Origin of the sequence: Allobosea sp. UNC402CLCol (assembly GCF_000745475.1) — a bacterium.
Lineage (GTDB): Bacteria > Pseudomonadota > Alphaproteobacteria > Rhizobiales > Beijerinckiaceae > Allobosea > Allobosea spartocytisi.
The window spans coordinates 345,691-365,248 of the sequence record NZ_JQJJ01000009.1; the positions used below are offsets into that span (position 1 = coordinate 345,691).

At 67.2% G+C, this 19,558-nt stretch carries 20 protein-coding genes; 9 read left to right on the top strand and 11 right to left on the bottom strand.

All coding sequences use genetic code 11. The annotated features are described in order from the left end of the window. Positions 1-65: 65 nt before the first annotated feature. The gene (locus tag GY40_RS08900) at positions 66-1,082 is read right to left on the bottom strand and encodes a polyprenyl synthetase family protein (RefSeq protein WP_038360990.1); all 1,017 of its coding nucleotides are present in this window, start codon (positions 1,080-1,082) and stop codon (positions 66-68) included. Positions 1,083-1,239: 157 nt separating this feature from the next. Between GY40_RS08900 and GY40_RS08905 the strand changes: the two genes are divergently transcribed. Together GY40_RS08905 and GY40_RS08910 are read left to right on the top strand one after the other, a co-directional pair. Beyond that, positions 1,240-1,464: a putative signal transducing protein gene (locus GY40_RS08905; RefSeq protein ID WP_038362326.1), complete on the top strand. Its 225-nt coding sequence runs from the start codon at positions 1,240-1,242 to the stop codon at positions 1,462-1,464. After that, the gene (locus GY40_RS08910) at positions 1,457-2,230 is read left to right on the top strand and encodes a tRNA1(Val) (adenine(37)-N6)-methyltransferase (RefSeq protein ID WP_051987698.1); all 774 of its coding nucleotides are present in this window, start codon (positions 1,457-1,459) and stop codon (positions 2,228-2,230) included. Before GY40_RS08905 ends, GY40_RS08910 begins: the two co-directional genes overlap by 8 nt. Positions 2,231-2,232: 2 nt before the next feature. Here GY40_RS08910 and GY40_RS08915 read toward each other — a convergent pair whose 3' ends face one another. Next, positions 2,233-2,532, bottom strand: a complete 300-nt coding sequence (locus GY40_RS08915; RefSeq protein ID WP_038360993.1) for a hypothetical protein — start codon at positions 2,530-2,532, stop codon at positions 2,233-2,235. Positions 2,533-2,686: 154 nt separating this feature from the next. After that, positions 2,687-2,965: a hypothetical protein gene (locus GY40_RS08920; protein WP_038360996.1), complete on the bottom strand. Its 279-nt coding sequence runs from the start codon at positions 2,963-2,965 to the stop codon at positions 2,687-2,689. A gap of 262 nt (positions 2,966-3,227) precedes the next feature. Between GY40_RS08920 and GY40_RS08925 the strand changes: the two genes are divergently transcribed. From GY40_RS08925 to upp, 6 genes are all read left to right on the top strand, one after another. Further along, complete coding sequence (locus GY40_RS08925) at positions 3,228-4,145, top strand: glycine--tRNA ligase subunit alpha (protein ID WP_038362331.1); 918 nt, start codon at positions 3,228-3,230, stop codon at positions 4,143-4,145. After that, positions 4,145-6,556 carry a glycine--tRNA ligase subunit beta gene (gene glyS, locus GY40_RS08930; protein WP_038360999.1) on the top strand — a complete coding sequence of 804 codons (2,412 nt, stop codon included), beginning with the start codon at positions 4,145-4,147 and terminating at the stop codon, positions 6,554-6,556. The genes GY40_RS08925 and glyS overlap by 1 nt, the downstream gene beginning before the upstream one ends. Before the next feature lie 340 nt (positions 6,557-6,896). Next, positions 6,897-7,058 (top strand): Thivi_2564 family membrane protein, encoded by a 162-nt coding sequence (locus GY40_RS27920; RefSeq protein WP_091855869.1) that lies wholly within the window; start codon positions 6,897-6,899, stop codon positions 7,056-7,058. A gap of 114 nt (positions 7,059-7,172) precedes the next feature. Continuing rightward, positions 7,173-8,435, top strand: coding sequence for a GTP cyclohydrolase II (locus GY40_RS08935; RefSeq protein WP_038361002.1), 1,263 nt, complete (start codon positions 7,173-7,175; stop codon positions 8,433-8,435). A 51-nt stretch (positions 8,436-8,486) separates the two neighbouring features. Further along, positions 8,487-9,704, top strand: a complete 1,218-nt coding sequence (locus GY40_RS08940) for a URC4/urg3 family protein (RefSeq protein ID WP_038361005.1) — start codon at positions 8,487-8,489, stop codon at positions 9,702-9,704. 174 nt (positions 9,705-9,878) lie between these two features. Then, a complete protein-coding gene (gene upp / locus GY40_RS08945; RefSeq protein WP_038361008.1) occupies positions 9,879-10,520 on the top strand; it encodes a uracil phosphoribosyltransferase in 642 nt (213 codons plus the stop codon). Positions 10,521-10,584: 64 nt separating this feature from the next. Here the strand turns inward: upp and GY40_RS08950 are convergent, their stop codons facing one another. The 8 genes from GY40_RS08950 to GY40_RS08985 all read right to left on the bottom strand — a co-directional run bounded on the left by GY40_RS08950 (position 10,585) and on the right by GY40_RS08985 (position 17,849). Then, complete coding sequence (locus GY40_RS08950; RefSeq protein WP_038361010.1) at positions 10,585-10,992, bottom strand: DUF1236 domain-containing protein; 408 nt, start codon at positions 10,990-10,992, stop codon at positions 10,585-10,587. A gap of 178 nt (positions 10,993-11,170) precedes the next feature. Beyond that, the gene (locus GY40_RS08955; RefSeq protein ID WP_038361013.1) at positions 11,171-11,605 is read right to left on the bottom strand and encodes a DUF1236 domain-containing protein; all 435 of its coding nucleotides are present in this window, start codon (positions 11,603-11,605) and stop codon (positions 11,171-11,173) included. Positions 11,606-11,854: 249 nt separating this feature from the next. Further along, on the bottom strand, positions 11,855-12,835 hold the full coding sequence (locus GY40_RS08960; RefSeq protein ID WP_038361015.1) for a tripartite tricarboxylate transporter substrate-binding protein: 981 nt from the start codon (positions 12,833-12,835) through the stop codon (positions 11,855-11,857). Positions 12,836-12,893: 58 nt separating this feature from the next. Next, complete coding sequence (locus GY40_RS08965; RefSeq protein ID WP_038361018.1) at positions 12,894-14,396, bottom strand: tripartite tricarboxylate transporter permease; 1,503 nt, start codon at positions 14,394-14,396, stop codon at positions 12,894-12,896. 3 nt (positions 14,397-14,399) lie between these two features. Next, a complete protein-coding gene (locus GY40_RS08970; protein ID WP_038361020.1) occupies positions 14,400-14,918 on the bottom strand; it encodes a tripartite tricarboxylate transporter TctB family protein in 519 nt (172 codons plus the stop codon). 18 nt (positions 14,919-14,936) lie between these two features. Beyond that, positions 14,937-15,905, bottom strand: coding sequence for a LysR family transcriptional regulator (locus tag GY40_RS08975; RefSeq protein ID WP_051987702.1), 969 nt, complete (start codon positions 15,903-15,905; stop codon positions 14,937-14,939). Between the two features lie 126 nt (positions 15,906-16,031). After that, positions 16,032-16,955 (bottom strand): DMT family transporter, encoded by a 924-nt coding sequence (locus tag GY40_RS08980; RefSeq protein ID WP_051987703.1) that lies wholly within the window; start codon positions 16,953-16,955, stop codon positions 16,032-16,034. 231 nt (positions 16,956-17,186) lie between these two features. Further along, positions 17,187-17,849: a glutathione S-transferase family protein gene (locus GY40_RS08985; RefSeq protein ID WP_038361025.1), complete on the bottom strand. Its 663-nt coding sequence runs from the start codon at positions 17,847-17,849 to the stop codon at positions 17,187-17,189. Positions 17,850-18,182: 333 nt separating this feature from the next. Here GY40_RS08985 and mgtE point away from each other — a divergent pair, with 333 nt between their 5' ends. Then, a complete protein-coding gene (gene mgtE / locus GY40_RS08990) occupies positions 18,183-19,550 on the top strand; it encodes a magnesium transporter (protein ID WP_038361028.1) in 1,368 nt (455 codons plus the stop codon). Positions 19,551-19,558 lie beyond the last annotated feature (8 nt).

Consider the following 19,558-nt stretch of genomic DNA (forward strand, 5'->3'; position numbering starts at 1 on the left):
TAGGGTCGCGATTTCCGGTTTCGCGTCGGACGCCGGATCTGCCATCGATGGCTCAACCCGCGGCTTCAATGCGCCCGTGCGATGCAGAAATCGACGGCGTCATTGAGCGCCTGCTTCATCGGCGAGGCCGGGAAGAGACCGAGCGCATCCTTCGCCATCTTGGCGTAGTGGCGCGCGCGCTCGATCGTGTCCTCCAGCGCCTTGTGCTTGCGCATCAGCGTCTGCGCCTGCTCGAGATCGCCGTCCTCGATCGCGCCGTCCTGCAGGGTGCGCTTCCAGAAGGCGCGCTCCTCGCTGCTGCCGCGGCGGAAGGAGAGCACCACCGGCAGCGTGATCTTGCCCTCGCGGAAATCGTCGCCGGTGTTCTTGCCGAGCTTGGCGGCGACCCCGCCATAGTCCAGCGCGTCGTCGATGAGCTGGAAGGCGATGCCGAGATTGAGCCCGTAGCTGCGGCAGGCCGCCTCGTTCGCCTTGGAGGAGCCCGCGATCACCGGCCCGACCTCGCAGGCAGCGGCGAAGAGCTCGGCGGTCTTGCCGCGAATCACGGAGAGATATTCGTCCTCCGTCGTCTCGGTGTTCTTGGCGACGGAAAGCTGCAGCACCTCGCCCTCGGCGATCACGGCGGCCGCCGTCGAGAGAATGTCGAGCGCGCGCAACGAGCCGACCTCGACCATCATCTTGAAGGCCTGGCCGAGCAGGAAGTCGCCGACCAGCACGCTCGCCTCGTTGCCCCAGAGCATGCGGGCGGCGAGCTTGCCGCGGCGCATGTCGCTCTCGTCGACGACGTCGTCATGCAGCAGCGTGGCCGTGTGCATGAACTCGACGGAGGCCGCGAGCTTGACCTGGCCTTCGCCCTGGTAGCCGCAGAGATCGGCCATCGCCAGCGTCAGCATCGGCCGCAGGCGCTTGCCGCCGGAGGAGATCAGATGGTTGGCGACCTCCGGGATCATCGTCACGTCCGAGCCGGTGCGCGACAGGATCATCGCATTGACGCGCTCCATGTCCTCACGCGTCAACGCCACCAGCGGCTCGATGCCGCGCTGGCCCGATTCCCGTTCCTCGAAGGATACGACGACACCCAATGGACTGAACTCCAGCCAAACCACTCGCGCCGGGCGGCGCGCCCGGAGCCATGCCACAACCGTTGCATGGGACGCCAGCCCCCGCAATTGCACCGCGTCGCCGCAGTGGGACCACAGGATGCTTGCGCCGGACCCGGCGCTTCGGCTCCATGGCGGCATGCATGAACTCGTCCGCACCAATGATCTGATCCTGCTCGGCGCCCTCGAAGCGCTCCTGAGCGCGGCCAATCTCGATTGCCTGATCGCCGACCAGCACATCAGCGCGCTGGAAGGCATGATCGGCGCCTTCCCGCGCCGGCTGCTGGTGCGCGACCAGGATCGCAGGCGCGCTCGCGCATTGTTGATCGATGCGGGCTATGGCGCCGAGCTGCGCGATGAGTGAGGCGAAAGCGCCCGCCGGCCTCGGCGAGATCGTCGAGGATCGCCTGCTCGACGGGCGGCTCCTTCTGCGCCAGCCGCGCAAGGGGCATCGCGCCGGCAGCGACGCGGTGCTGCTCGCGGCCGCCCTGCCGGAGCTTGGGGCGGGCCGGCTCCTCGACATCGGAGCAGGCGTCGGGACGGTGGGGCTCGCTGCGGCGCTGGCGCAGCCGGAGCTTGGCGTCACGCTGCTGGAGCGCGACCCGGAACTGGCGGGGCTGGCGGCCGGCAACGCGGCGCTGAACGGCATGGAGGGCAGGATCTCTGTCGTCGCGGCCGATGTCGGCGCTCCGGCGGGGAAACTCACCGGGCTCGGCCTCGCGTCAGGGTCATACGGTGCTGTCGCGATGAACCCGCCCTTCTATCCACCCGGCGGTACGCGGGCGTCGCCGGTGCCGAATCGCAAGGCCGCCCATGTCGCCGAGGGCGATCTGGCAATCTGGCTGCGCACCGCCAGGCGCCTGCTGAAGCCGGGCGGGCTGATCGCGATCATCCATCGCGCCGAGGCCTTGCCGGAATTGCTCGCCGGCCTCGAAATCGGCTTCGGCGCGCTCGCCATCCGGCCGGTCCATGCCTTCGCCGAGCGCCCGGCGATTCGCGTCATCGTCACGGCTGTCCTGAACAGCAGAAAGCCGGCAGAGTTGCTGCCGGCTTTCGTCATCAATGGTCCGGATGGGCGGCTAACCGCGCTGAGCGACGCCGTCCATCGCGGGCGGGCTAAGCTGGGCTGACGCTACCAGTAACGTGGGCCGTAGAAATAGCGCGGCCCGTAGACCGGCGGCGCGAAGAGCGGCGGCGCATAGTAGCGCGGGCCATAATACCGGCGCGGCCCGTAATAGCGCGGTCCATAGTAGCGGCGCGGGCCGTAATAGCGGCGCGGTCCGTAATAGTACTGCGCCTGCTGGACCATCCCGCCGGTCGCATCGACCAGCGGCGCGGCGGCGACGGGCGCGGCGGAGGCCGGGGCGGCGCTCAGAGCGGCCAGGCCCAGCGTGCCTGCCGCCATCGCGGAAAGAAGCATGGTTCTGAACATGAAATCCTCCGTGAGACGGTGTCGGCCGGGTGAACTTGCGAAAGCTGGCACCGATCTTGGACTGAAACTTAACCCTTGAAACCTGAACGGCGCGAAACCGCGCCGTTCATCCTGCCTTCATTCAGCGGCCGATTATGGCCGCATTGCGTCGGTCTCAGCGGCAGACGCGCACCGGCCGGATGACCCAGCGCCAGCCGTTCCAAACGCGCCGGTTCGCCCAGAAGCAGCGCGGGCGATAATAGGGGCGGCCGTAATAGCGGCGCGGACCATAATACTGCGCCTGCTGCAGCAGATCGCCTGCCGGTGCGGCCTGGAGCGGCGCGGCGGCGACGGGGGAGGCAACCGGCGCGGCCGAGGCCGGAACAGCGGCGAAAGCGGAAGCGGCGAGGGTGAGAGCGCCGAAGGTGGCGGCAACGATACGATGGGTCAGCATTGTAGAACTCCTGCTGTCTATAGCCCGCCGGCCCGGCTCAAACGCTCACCCCGAACGCCGCGGACCGTGCGGATGGCCCAAGTCATAATCCTCCGCATATGAACGAAAGCTGTCCGGCGCCGGTTCCGGTCCCGTTTGGTCGCTTTGGCTTGACCGCGCCGGGCGCGAACCCCTAATCACGCCGCACTCATCCGCGTTTTCGGAAGGCTTTTCGCCCTTGTCCGCCCTCGCCCAGCATTCGCCCGCCGCGCCGTCCCCGGCGCTGGACCCGACCCGCTCCTTCCAGGGGCTGCTGCTGACGCTGCAGCGCTTCTGGGCCGAGCGAGGTTGCGTGGTGCTGCAGCCCTACGACATGGAGGTCGGCGCCGGCACCTTCCATCCGGCGACGACCCTGCGCGCGCTCGGGCCGAAGCCGTGGAAGGCGGCTTACGTCCAGCCTTCGCGCCGCCCCAAGGATGGCCGCTATGGCGAGAACCCCAACCGCTTGCAGCATTACTACCAGTTCCAGGTCATCCTGAAGCCGTCGCCGCCGGATCTGCAGCAGCTCTATCTCGACTCGCTGCGCGCCATCGGCGTCGATCTCGGCCTGCACGACGTGCGCTTCGTCGAGGACGATTGGGAGAGCCCGACCTTGGGCGCCTGGGGCCTCGGCTGGGAATGCTGGTGCGACGGCATGGAAGTCAGCCAGTTCACCTATTTCCAGCAGGTCGCGGGCGTTGAATGCGCCCCGGTCGCGGGTGAATTGACCTACGGGCTCGAACGGCTGGCGATGTATGTCCAGGGCGTCGAAAACGTCTACGATCTCAACTTCAACGGCCTCGATGGCGAGGATCGCATCTCCTATGGCGACGTCTTCCTGCAAGCCGAGCAGGAATACTCCCGGCACAATTTCGAGCATGCCAATACCGAGATGCTGTTCCGGCATTTCTCGGATGCGGAGGCCGAATGCAAGGCCCTGCTCGCCGCCGGTGAGCCGGCTGCCGGCGCCAACCTGCCCCGCCATGAACTCGCCCTGCCGGCCTATGACCAGTGCATCAAGGCCAGCCATATCTTCAACCTGCTCGATGCGCGCGGCGTGATCTCGGTCACCGAGCGGCAGAGCTACATCCTGCGCGTGCGCGAGCTCGCCAAGGCCTGCGGCGCGGCCTGGCTGAAGACCGCCGGCGGGGGAGCGAACTGATGCCCGATCTTCTGCTCGAACTGTTCTCGGAAGAAATTCCGGCGCGCATGCAGCGCAAGGCGGCTGACGACCTGAAGAAGCTCGTCACCGATGCGCTCGTCGAGCGCGGCCTGCTCTATGAGGGCGCGAAGGCCTTCGTCACGCCGAGGCGTCTCACGCTGCATGTCGCCGGCCTGCCGGTGCGCGGCCGCGATGTGCGCGAGGAGCGGAAAGGCCCGCGCGTCGGCGCGCCCGACGCTGCCGTGCAGGGCTTCCTCAAGGCTGCGGGTCTCGCCTCGCTCGATCAGGCCACCATCGTCAGCGATCCGAAGAAGGGCGATTCCTACGTCGCCATCATCGAGAAGCCCGGCCAGGAAACGCTTGCGGCCATCGCCGAGATCGTCCCGGCCGTGATCCGCGCCTTCCCCTGGCCGAAATCGATGCGCTGGGGCAAGGCCTCGGCCGCCGGCGCCAGCCTGCGCTGGGTACGCCCGCTGCATTCGATCCTCTGCACCTTCGGCGCCGAGACCGAGGACACCGAGATCGTGCCCTTCGAAGTCGACGGCATCGTCTCGGGCAACGTCACCCATGGCCATCGCTTCCTCGCGCCCGGTCCGATCACGGTGCGGCGCCTGGACGACTACGTCTCTTCGCTTGAGAAAGCCAAGGTCGTGCTCGATGCCGACCGCCGCAAGGAGATCATCCTCGCCGATGCCAAGAACCTCGCCTTCGCGCAGGGCTTGGAGCTGATCGAGGATGAGGGACTGCTGGAGGAGGTCGCCGGCCTCGTCGAATGGCCGGTGGTGCTGATGGGCTCCTTCGAGGAGCGCTTCCTCGACATCCCCGGCGAGGCGATCCGCGCCACCATCCGTGCCAACCAGAAATGCTTCGTGCTGCGCGATCCCGCGACGGGCAACCTCGCCAACCGTTTCATCCTGGTCTCGAACCTCGCCGCCAGCGATGGCGGCGTGGCGATCACCGCCGGCAACGGCCGCGTCGTGCGCGCCCGCCTCTCCGACGCCGCCTATTTCTGGCAGACCGACCGCGGTTCGCTGCCCGATCTCGATACCTTCGCGGAGAGCGCCGAGAAGCTCGGCCTCGATCTCGCAAAACCGCTCGACCAGCGCATGGCCAAGCTCGACAAGCTCGGCGTCGTCTTCCACGCCAAGCTCGGCACGCAAGGCGAACGCGTCCAGCGCATTGCCGCGCTGGCCAGGGAACTGGCGCCGATCGTCGGCGCCGATCCCGAAAAGGCCGAGCGCGCCGCCAAGCTCGCCAAGGCCGACCTCCCGACCGAGATGGTCGGCGAGTTCCCGGAATTGCAGGGCCTGATGGGCCGGAAATATGCCGAGCTGCAGGGCGAGGATACTTCGGTCGCTGCGGCGGTCGAGGAGCACTACAAGCCGCTCGGGCCCTCCGATCGCGTGCCGAGCGATCCGGTTTCGGTTGCGGTGGCGCTGGCCGACAAGCTCGACACCCTCGTCGGCTTCTGGGCCATCGACGAGAAGCCGACCGGGAGCAAGGACCCCTATGCGCTGCGGAGAGCGGCGCTGGGTGTGATCCGGTTGGTGGTTGAGAATGGGGTGCGGTTGCCGATTAATAAGCTTCCAGAATATCGGATCGTCACGCCGGATGCAGGGCCTTCCGCGACTTCGTTCCGCCGCGACGTCACAGTTTCCGATATCGACCACATCGATTTTGGCTCAATGATTGAAAACGTCTCAAATGATTATTTTGAGAACATTGAGAAGGAAGACTTGGAACTGGCGCTGAATTTTGTTCAACGCCAGATCGAAGTTGATGATTTTCAGCGGGAAGTTGATGAAAGCGTTCGATCACGATATCGGATCGAGCGTATTGAGGCTTCCCTTGGCCTGATTAATTCGCACGAAGACCTCCTTTCCTTCTTCCACGACCGCCTGAAGGTCATGCTTCGCGATCAGGGCGCGCGGCATGATCTTGTCGACGCCGTGCTGGGCGAGGGCGCTTCGGCCAATGACGACCTCCTCCTCATCACCTTGCGTGTCGCCGCGCTCGGCCGCTTCCTCGACACCGAGGACGGCAGGAACCTGCTCGCGGGCTACAAGCGCGCCGCCAACATCCTCAAGGCCGAGGAGAAGAAGGATGGGGAGGGCGCTTTCGCCGGCGCCGCCGATCTTCAGCTCATCGCCGATGCCGGCCTGATCGAGGAGAAGGCGTTGGCCGTCGCGCTGGCGCAGGCGACGCCGAAGGCCGAAGCCGCCGTCGCCGCCGAGGATTACGAGGGCGCCATGGCCGCGCTCGCCGAATTGCGTCCGGCGGTCGATGCCTTCTTCGACAAGGTCACGGTGAACGATCCCGATCCGGCCCAGCGTGCCAACCGCCTGAAGCTGCTCAACCAGCTCCGCCAGGCGACGCGCGCGGTCGCGGATTTCGACCGCATCGCGGGATAAAGGAGGGGCGCGGGGAACCCCTCTCCCGGATGGGAGAGGGGCAGGGGTGAGGGCCTGCCGGCGATCACCCTTACTCTGCGCTCTCCGCTGCTGCGGTTACTGTTGCGAGGAGCGGGTTTTCCGTCCTTCCCTCACCCCTACCCCTCTCCCATCCGGGAGAGGGGTTTCTGTTTGCGGTTCCCGCGTTCATTTGGAACCCACCGCCCCTTTTCGCCCCCAAAATCCCCCCTCCGGAACCTATTCCCACCCTGCGACGTTCTGTCATCGGGGCTGACTTGCCGCGAAGACGTCGCGGTGGGGCTCGGGGGGCCGGCGACCGGCCGAGATAAAGGGCTTCGATATGTCCATTCTGATTTCGCTTCTGATCACCGTTCTCGTCATCGGTCTCGTGCTCTATCTCGTGCGCATGCTGCCGCTCGACGGGCAGATCAAGAACGTCGTGCAGATCATCGTCATCGTGATCGGCATCATCTCGCTTCTGCGCTATCTCGCTGTTTTCTAAGCTGATTGACGGCGCGCTTGCGCTGGTTCAGACTCGTTGAAATCCAGAGGGCCCCGGACATGCCGTCACGGGGCCTTTCCTGTTTAAGGGCAAGACCTTCGGGGTACGACCGCGATGAACGCGCCGAACCGCACCGGCCATATCAGGCTGACCTCCCATCCCGAGCCTGGCAGCGCCGCCCTGCGCTTCCCGATCCGATGGGGCGGACCGACGGCGGCCGAGCGCGGCCCGGTCATCGCCTCGACCACCAACCCGGCCGACCGCAACGTCATCGGCGCCCATGGCGGCTCCTATTCGGTCTACCGCGCGCTCGCCATCTCGGCCCGCGCGATGAATCCCTCGCAGCGCCCGGACCTGACCAACACCCATCCGACGGCGGAGATCGCGCCGCAGCCGCAATGGGCCGATCCCAGGAAGATCGTCTCGCTCGACCCCTTCGGCCACACGGTGGCGCAGGATTTCGGCAAGTTGATCGGCGAGGGCATCGACATCCGCCCCTCGATCGCGATCACCAAGGCGCGGCTCAACCTGCCCGAGATCCTGGCGGCGATGGGCGCGCATCGCCTCGCGGCGGACGGGCACATCCTGCACCCGACCGGCGACATCTCCGTCACCAAGATCGCGGTCGATCCGGTCTGGTACCTGCCGGGCATCGCCGAGCGCTTCGGAACGACGGAAAACGAACTGCGCCGCACGCTCTTCGAGCAGACCGGCGGCATGTATCCCGAACTGGTGACACGGCCCGACCTCAAGGTCTTCCTGCCGCCGATCGGCTCGATCACGGCCTATGTCATGGGCGAGGTTTCCGCGCTCGCCGATCCGAAGAGCCGCATCGCCTGCCGCGTCCATGACGAATGCAACGGCTCGGACGTCTTCGGCTCCGACATCTGCACCTGCCGGCCCTATCTCACCCATGGCATCGAGGAATGCGTGAAGGAGGCGCAGAGCGGCGGCGTCGGCCTCATCGTCTACAACCGCAAGGAGGGCCGGGCGCTCGGCGAGGTCACGAAATTCCTCGTCTACAACGCCCGCAAGCGTCAGGAAGGCGGCGATTCCGCCGCGACCTATTTCGAGCGCACCGAATGCGTCGCGGGCGTGCAGGATGCCCGCTTCCAGCAGCTCATGCCGGATGTGCTGCACTGGCTCGGCGTCACGCATATCGACCGGCTGATGTCGATGTCGAACATGAAATACGACGCCATGGTCGAGAGCGGCATCGCGATCGGCGAGCGCGTCGCGATTCCCCCGGAGCTGATTCCGCTCGACGCCTCGGTCGAGATCGAGGCCAAGAAGGCGGCGGGCTATTACTCGCCCGAGGGCGCGCCGGGCGACAACGCGCTCAAGGCCACGGTCGGCCGCGATCTCGACAAGTTCTGAGCGAGCCGATTCCAAGCGACGCAAATTCTCAGCGACGAAAGCCGCAGCTCCATGCCGAGTTCCAATCCCGAGGCGTTCCGCGCCCTGTTGAAGCCTGCGGCTGTCCGCGCCCGCGCGCAGGAGATGCTGGAGCTCGGCCTTGCCGGGCGGCTCCTGCATTTCAGCGTGCATCCCGAGCGGCTGGAGGCCTGCGCCGATTATGTCCTCGACACCATCCGCGCGAATTACCCGACGCTGGACATCCCCTTCCATGCGCGCTGGCGCCATTTCGTCCTGGCGGGGGACGACCGCTGGCAGCGGCTCGACGCCGCCGCGCACTTTCCGGACCCTGCCGCGCGTGGCCGCGCTGCTTATGACCTCGCCGTGGTCAGCGTGCTGCTCGACGCCGGCGCCGGGCCGGACTGGCGCTATCGCGACGCTGCGACGGGCCGCGAGATCGGTCGCTCCGAAGGGCTGGCGCTCGCCTCGCTCGACATGTTCGCGGCGGGCCTGTTCTCCAGCAACCCGGTCGATCCCCTGCGCGCCGATGCGGAGGCGTTGAGACATCTCGACGAGGCCTCTTTGGCACAGGGTTTCCAGGCGGGGCCGGCCAACCCGCTGATGGCGCTGGAGGGGCGTGCCGCCCTGCTTAATCGCCTCGGCGAGGAGCTGGAGCGGCAGGGCCTGTCGCGCCCCGGTGAGCTGTTCGACCGCTTCTCGACGGCCGCCGATACGGGAACCGTCCGGGCCGGCCACATGCTGGGCGAGGTGCTGGCGACCTTCGGCGGAATCTGGCCGTCGCGCCTGACGCTCGCCGGCGTGGCGCTCGGCGACACCTGGCGCCATCCGCTGATCGCCATGGGTGAGGTCACGGAAGGGCTCGTTCCCTTCCACAAGCTCTCGCAATGGCTGACCTATTCGCTGATCGAGCCGTTGGAGTGGGCCGGCATCGCCGTCGTCGACATCGACGATCTCACCGGCCTGCCGGAATACCGCAATGGCGGGCTCTTCCTCGATCTCGGCGTGATCGCGCTCAAGGACGAGGCCGACCGGGCAAAGCCCCATGAGGTCTCCTCGGCCCTGGTGGTGGAATGGCGTGCGCTGACCGTCGCGCTGCTGGATGAGGTCGGCTCGGTCGTCCGCAAGCGCCTCGGCCGCTCGCGCGAGGACTTGCCGCTCGCCAAGGTGCTGGAAGGCGGCAGCTGGGCCGCCGGCCGGCGCATCGCGCGCGAAAAGCGTGTGGATGGCGGCCCGCCCCTCGCCATCATCAGCGACGGCACGGTATTCTGAGCGGATCTATGCTATCCGCCTCGTCATTCCGGACAAGCCGCGATAGCGGCGCCGATCCGGAATCCATCACCGGGCTCGGTGCTCTGCGATGGATTCCGGGTCTGCGCTTCGCTTCGCCCGGAATGACGGCGTGACGAAGATGCTCGGGGCACCGAGAACAGGGAAGGGGAATCGATGACCTTGAGCCAGGACGGTGTCACCGTCGTCGACCATCCGCTGGTCCAGCACAAGCTGACGCTGATGCGCGAGAAGGACCGCTCGACCAAGAGCTTCCGCCAGCTCCTCAACGAGATCGGCATGCTGCTCTGCTATGAGGTGACGCGCGACCTGCCGACCGAGCTGATCGAGATCGAGACGCCGCTGCAGACATCGATGCAGCCGGTCATCGCCGGCAAGAAGCTGGTCTTCGCCCCGATCCTGCGCGCCGGCGTCGGCTTTCTCGACGGCATGCTCGAGCTGGTGCCGGCTGCCCGCGTCGCTCATATCGGCCTCTATCGCGACCCGGATACGCTGCAGGCGGTGGAGTATTACTTCAAGGCGCCGTCCGACATCGCCGACCGCATGATCGTGGTGATGGACCCGATGCTGGCGACGGCCAACTCCGCCGTGGCGGCGATGGAGCGCCTGAAGGAGCGCGGCGCGAAGGATCTGCGCTTCGTCTGCCTGCTCGCCGCGCCGGAAGGCATCGCCCATCTGCGTGGCGCCCATCCGGATGTCCGCATCTGGACCGCCGCCATCGACGAGAAGCTCAACGATCACGGCTATATCGTCCCCGGCCTGGGCGATGCCGGCGACCGGATGTTCGGCACGCGCTGAACCAGGCCGAAAAATGGGCCCGCGCCGTTTTGCCGGCACGAGCCCCTCCGAGCAGCCGAAAGGGCTATTCGATCACTTCGACGACGCGCCTCGTGCGCGGCTCGACGATGACGGCCTGGTCGTTCACCACCGTGTAGCGATAGCCATGCGCGCCATATTCCGTCGGCACGGCGTGGAAGGTCACGCCTCGCGCCGGCAACATCGTGCCGACCTCGACCGGCTGGCGATAGTGATAGGACCGCACGTGCTGCGCCATCACGTAGTTCCGGAAGGCCGCCTCATCGCTGATCATCGTCCCGCCGGCGGCCTCGTGCATCGGAGCCGGGGCGAAGGTGCCGAACATGGGTTCTGCCAGGGCAGGGTCGCGCGTCGAACCGCCCGTGGGATCGCGGATGATCGGGCCGGTTGTTTGCGCGAACGCCACGACAGGGACGGCCGCGAAAGCAGCCGCAATCAGGATACGCTTGATCATAATCGTCCTCCGACGTCGATTGCGCCCCCTTGCCCCGGGGAAACTGCGCTGCCGCCTTCCTGTTCCCGATGGATCCGGCGTCTTGCGAAAAATAAAAAAGCCCGCCCCGGTTTCGGGGCGGGCCGTGGCCGAAGGCCGGCGGGTTTCGCTGGCAGTGCCTTCGGCGCGATAGCGGTCGTTACTGGATGATCTGTACCACGCGGCGGGTTTGCGGCTCGACGATGACCGCGCGGTCGTTCACCACGGTGTACGCGTAGCCCGACGCCTGCGGGCCGTATTCCGCCGGCAGGGGGCGATAGACCACGCCCTGCTCCGGCAGGACGGTGCCGACCGCGACCGGCTCGGCATAGGTGTAGGACGGCACGCGCTGCTCGACGACATAGGTGCGGAAGCGCGGGGTCGCCGCATCGCCGACGATGGCGCCGACCACGGCGCCGCCGACACCGCCGACCACGGCACCGACCGGGCCGCCGACCACCGCGCCGCCCACGGCACCGGCCGCCGCGCCGCTGGTCGCGCCGCCGACGGCACCGCCGGAGGGTTGCTGGGTTTGGGCGAAGGCGGTCGCCGGAACGAGGGCGAGCGCCGCAACGAAAGCAAGCTTCTTGATCATGGTTCTTCTCCTTATCGAAGTGAACTTCGCGTCGAAGCGAACTTCGTGGGGGAAGAACCGGCAGGGGGAGCGCCAGTTCCGCTCAGGCCCGGTCACGAGATGTTAACGGTCTGAAACAAGCTCCGGAAAGCCGTTTTAGCTCAGTGTCTTGCCGGGGTAACGCGGCGGCCGGGGGAGGGCGAAAGGGCACGCTCGAACGAAAACGGCGGGCCCGAAGGCCCGCCGTCACGCAACCCGAAAGAGTGGGGATTACTGCTTGGGGGCAGCCGAAAGCGCCGGGGTCAGCTTGTCGGCGTCGCGCTTGATCAGGGCGGCGAAGCCGGCCGGCGTGCGCTCCTCGGCGGTCGGCAGGACGGTGCCGAGATCGAGCAGGCGCTTCTTGGTGCCTTCGTCGTTGAGCGCCTTGTTCAGCGCGTCGACCAGCTTGTCGACGGCCTCCTTCGGCAGGCCCTTCGGCCCGGCGATGCCGTTCCAGGCCTCGATCTGGTACTCGGGCAGGCCGGCTTCCTTGGTGGTCGGGACGTCCGGCAGCGCCGGCGAGCGCTGCGCCGAGGCGACGGCATAGGCCTTGATCGAGTTGGCGCGCACCTGCTCGGCGACCGAGACGATCTGGTCGCACATGAAGTCGACCTGGCCGGAGACGAGGTCGTTGAGCGCCGGGCCGGTGCCGCGATAGGCGACGGCATTGATCTTCGGCGTGCCGAGAACGCCCTTGAGCAGGGTGCAGGTCGTCCAGGAGACCGAGCCGAGGCCGGCATGGGCCTCGTTCACCTTGTCGGCGTTGGCCTTCACATAGCTGACGAACCCGTTGAGGTCCTTCGGCTCGAAATTCTTGCGCGCCACGATCAGGATCGGCGTGCCGCCGGCGAGCCCGATCGTCTGCATGCCGTTGATCGGGTCGTATTTCAGGCCGGGATAGGTGGCGGGCGCCGCCGAGAAGGTGCCCAGATGCCCCATCGCGATGGTGTAGCCGTCCGGCGCCGCCGTGAGGGCGCGGGCGATGCCGGTCGTGCCGCCGGCGCCGGCGACGTTCTCGATGACGATCTGCTGGCCGAGCGTCTTCGACATGTTGTCGGCGACGATGCGCGCGATGATGTCGGTGGGGCCGCCGGCCGCGAAGGGCACGATCATCGTGACGGGCTTCGTCGGATAGCCCTGCGCCTGCGCGCCGCCGGCGAAGGCCAGCGCCGCGGTGGCGGCAAGGCCGAGAACGAGCTTCTTCATTGGCATTCCTCCCTGAGATTATTGACGATGAGAGTGGAGGGGTGCCGCCGGGGCGGCAACCCCGTCATTCGGTGAAGACTTCGTCGCGCTTCTTCGAGATCGAGGGCAGCAACGCGACGACGAGCACGAGCACGGCGACGACGAGCAGCCCGGCGGAGATCGGGCGCTCCACGAAGGTCACGAACGAGCCGCGCGAGATGATCAGCGCCTGCCTGAGCTTTTCTTCCATCAGCTTGCCCAGCACGAAGCCGAGCAGCATTGGCGCCGGCTCGAAGCCGAGCTTGATCAGCAGATAGCCGAACAGGCCGAACATCGCGGTGAAGGCGACGTCCATCGGCTGGTTGTTCACCGAATAGATGCCGATGCAGCAGAAGATCAGGATCGCCGGGAACATCAGCCGGTAGGGCACCTGCAGCAGCTTCACCCACATGCCGACCAGCGGCAGGTTGATGACGAGCAGCATCAGGTTGCCGATCCACATCGAGGCGATCATGCCCCAGAACAGCTCCGGGTTGCGGGTCATCACCTGCGGGCCGGGGATGATGCCGTGGATCGTCATCGCGCCGACCATCAGCGCCATCACCGCATTCGGCGGGATGCCGAGCGTCAGCAGCGGGATGAAGGCGGTCTGCGCGCCGGCATTGTTGGCCGATTCCGGCCCCGCCACACCCTCGATCGCCCCCTTGCCGAAACGCGAGGGATCCTTGGCGAGCTTCTTCTCCATCGTATAGCTGGCGAAGGGGCCCAGCACCGCGCCGTTGCCGGGCAGAATGCCGAGAATGCCGCCGATCGCGGTGCCGCGCAGCACCGGCGCCACCGACTGCTTGATGTCGCTCCAGCCGGGCAGGAGCCGGCCGATCTTGGCCTTGACGACGTCGCGCGCCTCGGGGTTCTCGAGGTTGCGCAGCACCTCGGCGAAACCGAACACGCCCATCGCCAGCACCGAGAAGTCGATGCCGTCGGACAGGGCCGGGATGCCGAAGCTCAGCCGTTCCTGGCCGGTCTCGAGATCCGTCCCGACCGTCGAGAGCAGAAGCCCGAGCATGATCATGCAGAAGGCCTTGAGGATGGAGCCGCGCGCCAGCACGACCGCGAAGCACAGGCCCATCACCATCAGCGAGAAATATTCGGCCGGGCCGAACAGCAGCGCCATCTTGGTCAGCGGCGCGCCGAGCGCAGCGATGGCGACCGTGGCGACGCAGCCGGCGACGAAGGAGCCGATGGCGGCGGTGCCGAGCGCGATGCCGGCGCGGCCCTGCTTGGCCATCTGGTGGCCGTCGAGCGTGGTCACCACGGCGGTGGCCTCACCCGGGATGTTGACCAGGATCGCGGTGGTCGAGCCGCCATATTGGGCGCCGTAATAGATGCCCGCGAGCATGATCAACGCGCCGGTCGGATCGAGGCCGAAGGTGATGGGGAGCAGGATCGAGATCGTCGCGATCGGGCCGACACCGGGCAGCACGCCGATCAGGGTGCCGACAAGGCAGCCCACGAAGCACAGCGCGATGTTCTGCATCGTCAGCGCGACGCCGAAGCCGAGCGAGAGGTGGGAAAATGTCTCCATCATCGCTCAAACACCCAGAAGCCAGGGCGCGAGCGGGATCGGCAGGCTCAGCGCGTATTTGAACATCAGGATGCAGGCTGCCGACATCGCCACGGCGAAGATCAGCAATTCCTTGAGCCTGCGGTCATCCGCGGCGAGGCCTGCGAAGAAGACGAGGAGCGGTCCCGAGACGAGCAGCCCCAGCGCCGGGATCTGGATCGGCCCGATCTCGAAGCCGCGGATCGTCAGCGCGAACAGGCAGGCCCCGCCGAGGGCGTAGAAAATGCCCTTCCAGGACCAGCCGCTCAGCTGCTCGCCATTGTAGCGCAGCGACGACAGCACGAGCATAAGCCCAAGGGCGCCGCAGATCACCGCGAAGGCTTTCGGCAGCATGCCGGGGCCGAGCTGGCGCAGCGTTCCGGCCGGCAGCTCCCAGGCGAAGACGAAGGCGATCAGCGCGAGCAGGATCATGAACAGGCCGCCGGCGAGATCCTGCGTCGAGCGCACGCGCAATCCTTGCGCCCGTTCTATCTGGTTCAAACTCATGAGGCTCCTCCGGCTGGCTTATTGGATCCGGGCCGGCCGCTTTTGCGGCTTCGGCGGGGTTGCGTGAGGCAGGACGTGGCGCTCCTCGATCAGCGTCACGCTCTCGCGCAGGATCGCGAGAAAATCGTCCCGGGACGGCAGCTTCTGCTGCGGCCGCCAGGCGACGCCGACCAGCGCGCCGGGCGGCGGCGGGTCGAGCATCGCGCCGCGCAGCCGCCGCAGCGTCACGCCGGGAAAGGTCAGTCGCGAAACCCAGTCGGGCGCGAGCGCCATGCCGAGCCCGGCTGCGACGGCCGACATCATCGCCGGCTTCTCGGTCGCCTCGATGGTGACGTTGGGAACGGCGCCGACGCTCTCGAAATAGGCCATCACGAGATCGTAGGCATAAGGCCGGATGCGCTTCGAGGGCACGACGAAGGGCTCGCCCACGAGGTCGTGCATGGTCAGGTGATCACGCGCCGCGAGCGGATGGTCTTCGCCGAGCACCACGATCGGGCGCTCGACCCGCAGGATCTCGAAGGCGCAGTCGGTCGGCTTGCGCGGCGGGCGCACCAGGGCGAGGTCGAGCTTGCCGGCTTCCAGCATCTGTACCAGCGCGGCGGTCATCGCCTCGACGAATTTGATCTCGGTGCCGGGGAAACGCTTGCGGAAGGTCATCAGCGCCTCCGGCAGGAAGCTCGACGACGCCGCGTCGATCGCGCCTACGCGCAGCACCTTGCCCGACGCCAGCGAGGCTTCCCGCACCGCGCGCGAGGCCTGCTCCATCTTGACGAGGATGCCCTTGGCCTCCTCGAGCATGATCAGCCCGGCGCGGGTGAGCGCGACCTGCCGTGTGGTGCGGGTCAGGAGGTTGACGCCGAGCTCGTCCTCGAGCGCGCTGATCTGGCGGGAAAGGGCCGGGGGGGCCACGCCGAGACGCTCGGCCGCGCGACCGAAATGCAACTCTTCCGCCACCGCGATGAAGCACCGCAGTTGCCGTACATCCATGGTCGTCCCCTGTTCCCCGTATCGCTTGTCGCGATATCTCAGTCAGTAGGGCGGGCCAATATAGTCTCCAGCCGACAAGTCGACTCTAGAACAATTCATAATTTTTTGGCAATAAAGCCTTTGGTCTCAGGCCGGGCGCGTGCGCCTCGCCCGGAACAGCCTGCCGTCGATCAGCGCGAGCCCGGCGGCGATGGCCGCCATTCCCAGGAAATGCCGCGGCAGCAGGGCTTCGCCGAGAAAGGTCGCGCCGAGCAGAATGGCGCTGACCGGGACGAGGAACGTCACCAGCATGACATTGGTGCCGCCGGCGCGGCGCATGACCCGGAAGAAGATGACATAGGCGAGCGCCGTCGAGAGGGTCGCGAGCCCGACGAGCGAGAATACAACGGGGGTGCTGGGAGCGGGCAGCAGCCAGGGCGGGTCGAAGGCGATCACCAGCGGAATGGTCATCACGGTGGTGGCGCTGACCTGTCCGGTTGCCGTGACCAGCGGGGGCAGCTCGCGAAAGCGCCGGCCGTACAAGCCGGCGAAGCCATAGGAGAGCGCGGCGGCAAGGCAGGCAAGCTGGGGCAGCAGCGCTCCCGAGACGCCGCCAACCGCGTCGGGGCCCATCAGGATCGCGACGCCGACGATGCCGGCGGCGACCCCGGCGATCTTCAGGCCGCTCGCCTTCTCGTCCTGCCCGAAGACATGGGCGACGACGACGCCGAAGAGCGGGGTCGTGGCGTTGAGGATCGAGGCCAGCCCGCTGGCGATCTGGGTCTGGCCCCAGAAGATCAGCCCGAACGGAATCAGATTGTTGAGCAGCCCCATGCCGAAGAAGGCGAGCCACATCCGCCCGCCGACGCGCATCGACAGTCCCGATAGCCTGACGACCAGCAGCAATGTGGCCGCCGCCAGCCCGACCCGCGCGAGCACCACCGCCAGCGGTGGCCATTCCGAGACGGCGATCTTCCCGAAGAAGAACGACCCGCCCCAGAGCAGCGAGAGCAGGATCAGCAGCAGCCAGTCGCCGAGATCCATGACGGGCTGCTTGGATAGGGCGGACATGGGAGGCCTGTGGTTAGGAGGAACTGGGCACGGCGCCTGGCCTCGCCGGAAATCCGCCGTCATTCCGGACAGGCCGCATAGCGGCGCCGATCCGGAATCCATCGTAGAACGCAGCGCTCGACGATGGATTCCGGGTCAAGCCCGGAATGACGGTGCGCTTCCGTCAAAGGTGGCTTGGTCTAGGCGGATGCCGCCGTCCGCTCCACCCGTTTCCTGTGTTCGGGCCTTTGTTCAGGCGGCTTCGGCGTCGCGCGCCTGCCACATCGCCTGGAAAGCCGGCCGCGCCTGGCAGGCCTCGAGCCAGGCCTTCACGTTCGGATGGGCGTCGAAGAGCTGCGTGGCGGGCCTCGCATAGCGGATGACCTCGGCGACGTTGATGTCGGCGACGGTGAACCGCTCGCCCATGACATGGCCCTTGCCCTCGACCAGCGTGCGGTCGAGCACGGCGAAGGGGGCGGCCAGCGTCGCGAGCGCCGCTTCGACCACCTCAGGTTTGCGCTTCTCGGGCGGGAAAGCGGCGAGGTGCTGCTGCAGGCTGAGCGCATGCGTCTCGCATTCGGTCGCCGCCCAGAGCGCCCACATGACGGCGAGCCCTTCCTCCTGCGCGTCCTTCGGCGCCAGCGGCCCGCCATGCTTGCGGGCGAGGTAGAGGTTGATCGCCAGCGATTCGTGCAGCTTGAAGCCGTCATCGTCGATGCTGGGGATATGGCCGTTCGGATTGACCTTCAGGAAGTCGGGGCTGCGTGTGTGCAGCGGCACGCCGGGTGCCTGCGGGTCGGCGAGGCGATAGGCCTGGATGACCGGCACGTGCCGGAACGGCAGTCCGAGCTCGTTGGCGAGCCAGATGACGCGCGTCGCGCGCGAGCGGTAGCAGCCATAGATCGTCAGGGTCATCGCATGGGGTCCGGCGTCGGAGAAGAGTGCGGCGGCAGCGGCGGCTGGCCGCCGATTCCGTCCCGGCCACCATAGTCGCCGCCCCCCTCCCGACCAAGGCCCGAGATCGATGCTGCATCGCCAAAAAAACGTTTGACGACGAGGCGTTGCGGGTGCATGTGGCCAGCCGTCGCCGGCTCCCGCAGCCGGCACTCACAGGACAACCAGACCCGATGCCCGACGACAGTCCCAGTCGACAGTCGAAGCCGTCTGCTGCCGCCTCGCGCGGCTGATCCGGGTCCCCGGCTCAGCCTTGCGATCGGTGCCGACGGCCGATCGCCAGGAATAAGAGCCATGAACGAGATCGAACTCGCCCCCGACCTGCTGTCGGTCGTCGTCGCCAGGACTCTGGCGGAAGAGCATGTCGCCGACATCGTCGAGACGCTCAACGAGCAGGACAGCGCGACCATCGCGCATATCCTGCAGGAATTGCCGTTCGAGCGCGCCGTGGAGGTGCTCGACCAGCCGGAGCTGGCCGACGCCGCCGAGGCGCTGGCATTGCTGCCGGAGGACCGTGCCGGGGCCTTCCTCACGGCCATGTCGGCCGACCGCGCCGCCGACGTCTTCCAGGACTTCGACGACGAGACCCGGCAGCGCCTGAGCGCGCGCCTCGACCGCCAGACCCGCACCGATCTCGGCAAGCTGCTGGCCTATCCCGAGCACAGCGCCGGCTCGATCATGACGACCGAGTTCGTCAGCGTGCCGTCGACCTGGACGGTGCAGCAGACGCTCGACTACATCCGCCGCGTCGAGCGCTCGCGCGAGACGGTCTATGCGATCTACGTGCTCGATCCGGCGACGAAGAAGCTCGTCCGCGCCGTCTCGCTGCGGCGGCTGATCAGCGGCGACCCTGCCGCGCCCGTCGAGTCGGTCGTGCCGGCGCACAAGCCCATCACGGTGACGCCTGAGGTCGATCGCGAGGATGTCGCGCGGCTGATCACGAAATACGACCTGCTCTCGGTCCCCGTCGTCGATGCCGAAGACCGCATCATCGGCATCGTCACCTTCGACGACGTCATCGACGCGATGATCGCGGAGACGACGGAAGACGTGCAGAAGCTCGGCGGCATGGAGGCGCTCGACGAGCCCTATAACGAGATCGGCTTCCTCGCGATGATCCGCAAGCGCGCCGGCTGGCTCTCGATCCTGCTGCTCGGCGAGATGCTGACCGCCTCGGCCATGCAGTTCTTCCAGACGGAGCTGGAGAAGGCGATCGTGCTGACGCTGTTCATCCCGCTGATCATGAGCTCGGGCGGCAATTCCGGCTCGCAGGCGACCTCGCTGATCATCCGGGCGCTGGCGCTGCGCGAGATCACGCTGAAGGACTGGTGGCGGGTCATCCTGCGGGAGTTGCCCTCGGGCCTCGTGCTGGGCTCGATCCTCGGCGCGATCGGCATCGTCCGCATCGCGCTCTGGCAATGGCTCGGCTTCTACGATTACGGGCCGCATTGGATGCTGATCGCGGCGACGGTCGGCGGCGCGCTGATCGGCATCGTCACCTTCGGCTCGATGATGGGCTCGATGCTGCCCTTCCTGCTGAAGCGGGCCGGCTTCGACCCGGCCAGCGCCTCGGCGCCGCTGGTGGCGACGCTGGTCGACGTCACCGGCCTCGTCATCTATTTCGGCGTGGCGGCGCTGATCCTGAGCGGGACCTTGCTCTGACCGGGCCG

Bases quoted from the DNA above. Each gene is read 5' to 3' on its own strand.
- GY40_RS08985 (WP_038361025.1), bottom strand. From the start codon at position 17,849: ATGACCCTGACGATCTATGGCTGCTACCGCTCGCGCGCGACGCGCGTC.
- upp (WP_038361008.1), top strand. From the start codon at position 9,879: ATGACCTTGAGCCAGGACGGTGTCACCGTCGTCGACCATCCGCTGGTC.
- GY40_RS08910 (WP_051987698.1), top strand. From the start codon at position 1,457: ATGAGTGAGGCGAAAGCGCCCGCCGGCCTCGGCGAGATCGTCGAGGAT.
- GY40_RS08940 (WP_038361005.1), top strand. From the start codon at position 8,487: ATGCCGAGTTCCAATCCCGAGGCGTTCCGCGCCCTGTTGAAGCCTGCG.
- GY40_RS08955 (WP_038361013.1), bottom strand. From the start codon at position 11,605: ATGATCAAGAAGCTTGCTTTCGTTGCGGCGCTCGCCCTCGTTCCGGCG.
- GY40_RS08920 (WP_038360996.1), bottom strand. From the start codon at position 2,965: ATGCTGACCCATCGTATCGTTGCCGCCACCTTCGGCGCTCTCACCCTC.
- mgtE (WP_038361028.1), top strand. From the start codon at position 18,183: ATGAACGAGATCGAACTCGCCCCCGACCTGCTGTCGGTCGTCGTCGCC.
- GY40_RS08965 (WP_038361018.1), bottom strand. From the start codon at position 14,396: ATGATGGAGACATTTTCCCACCTCTCGCTCGGCTTCGGCGTCGCGCTG.
- GY40_RS27920 (WP_091855869.1), top strand. From the start codon at position 6,897: ATGTCCATTCTGATTTCGCTTCTGATCACCGTTCTCGTCATCGGTCTC.
- GY40_RS08950 (WP_038361010.1), bottom strand. From the start codon at position 10,992: ATGATCAAGCGTATCCTGATTGCGGCTGCTTTCGCGGCCGTCCCTGTC.
- GY40_RS08915 (WP_038360993.1), bottom strand. From the start codon at position 2,532: ATGTTCAGAACCATGCTTCTTTCCGCGATGGCGGCAGGCACGCTGGGC.
- glyS (WP_038360999.1), top strand. From the start codon at position 4,145: ATGCCCGATCTTCTGCTCGAACTGTTCTCGGAAGAAATTCCGGCGCGC.
- GY40_RS08980 (WP_051987703.1), bottom strand. From the start codon at position 16,955: ATGTCCGCCCTATCCAAGCAGCCCGTCATGGATCTCGGCGACTGGCTG.
- GY40_RS08960 (WP_038361015.1), bottom strand. From the start codon at position 12,835: ATGCCAATGAAGAAGCTCGTTCTCGGCCTTGCCGCCACCGCGGCGCTG.
- GY40_RS08975 (WP_051987702.1), bottom strand. From the start codon at position 15,905: ATGGATGTACGGCAACTGCGGTGCTTCATCGCGGTGGCGGAAGAGTTG.
- GY40_RS08905 (WP_038362326.1), top strand. From the start codon at position 1,240: ATGCATGAACTCGTCCGCACCAATGATCTGATCCTGCTCGGCGCCCTC.
- GY40_RS08935 (WP_038361002.1), top strand. From the start codon at position 7,173: ATGAACGCGCCGAACCGCACCGGCCATATCAGGCTGACCTCCCATCCC.
- GY40_RS08970 (WP_038361020.1), bottom strand. From the start codon at position 14,918: ATGAGTTTGAACCAGATAGAACGGGCGCAAGGATTGCGCGTGCGCTCG.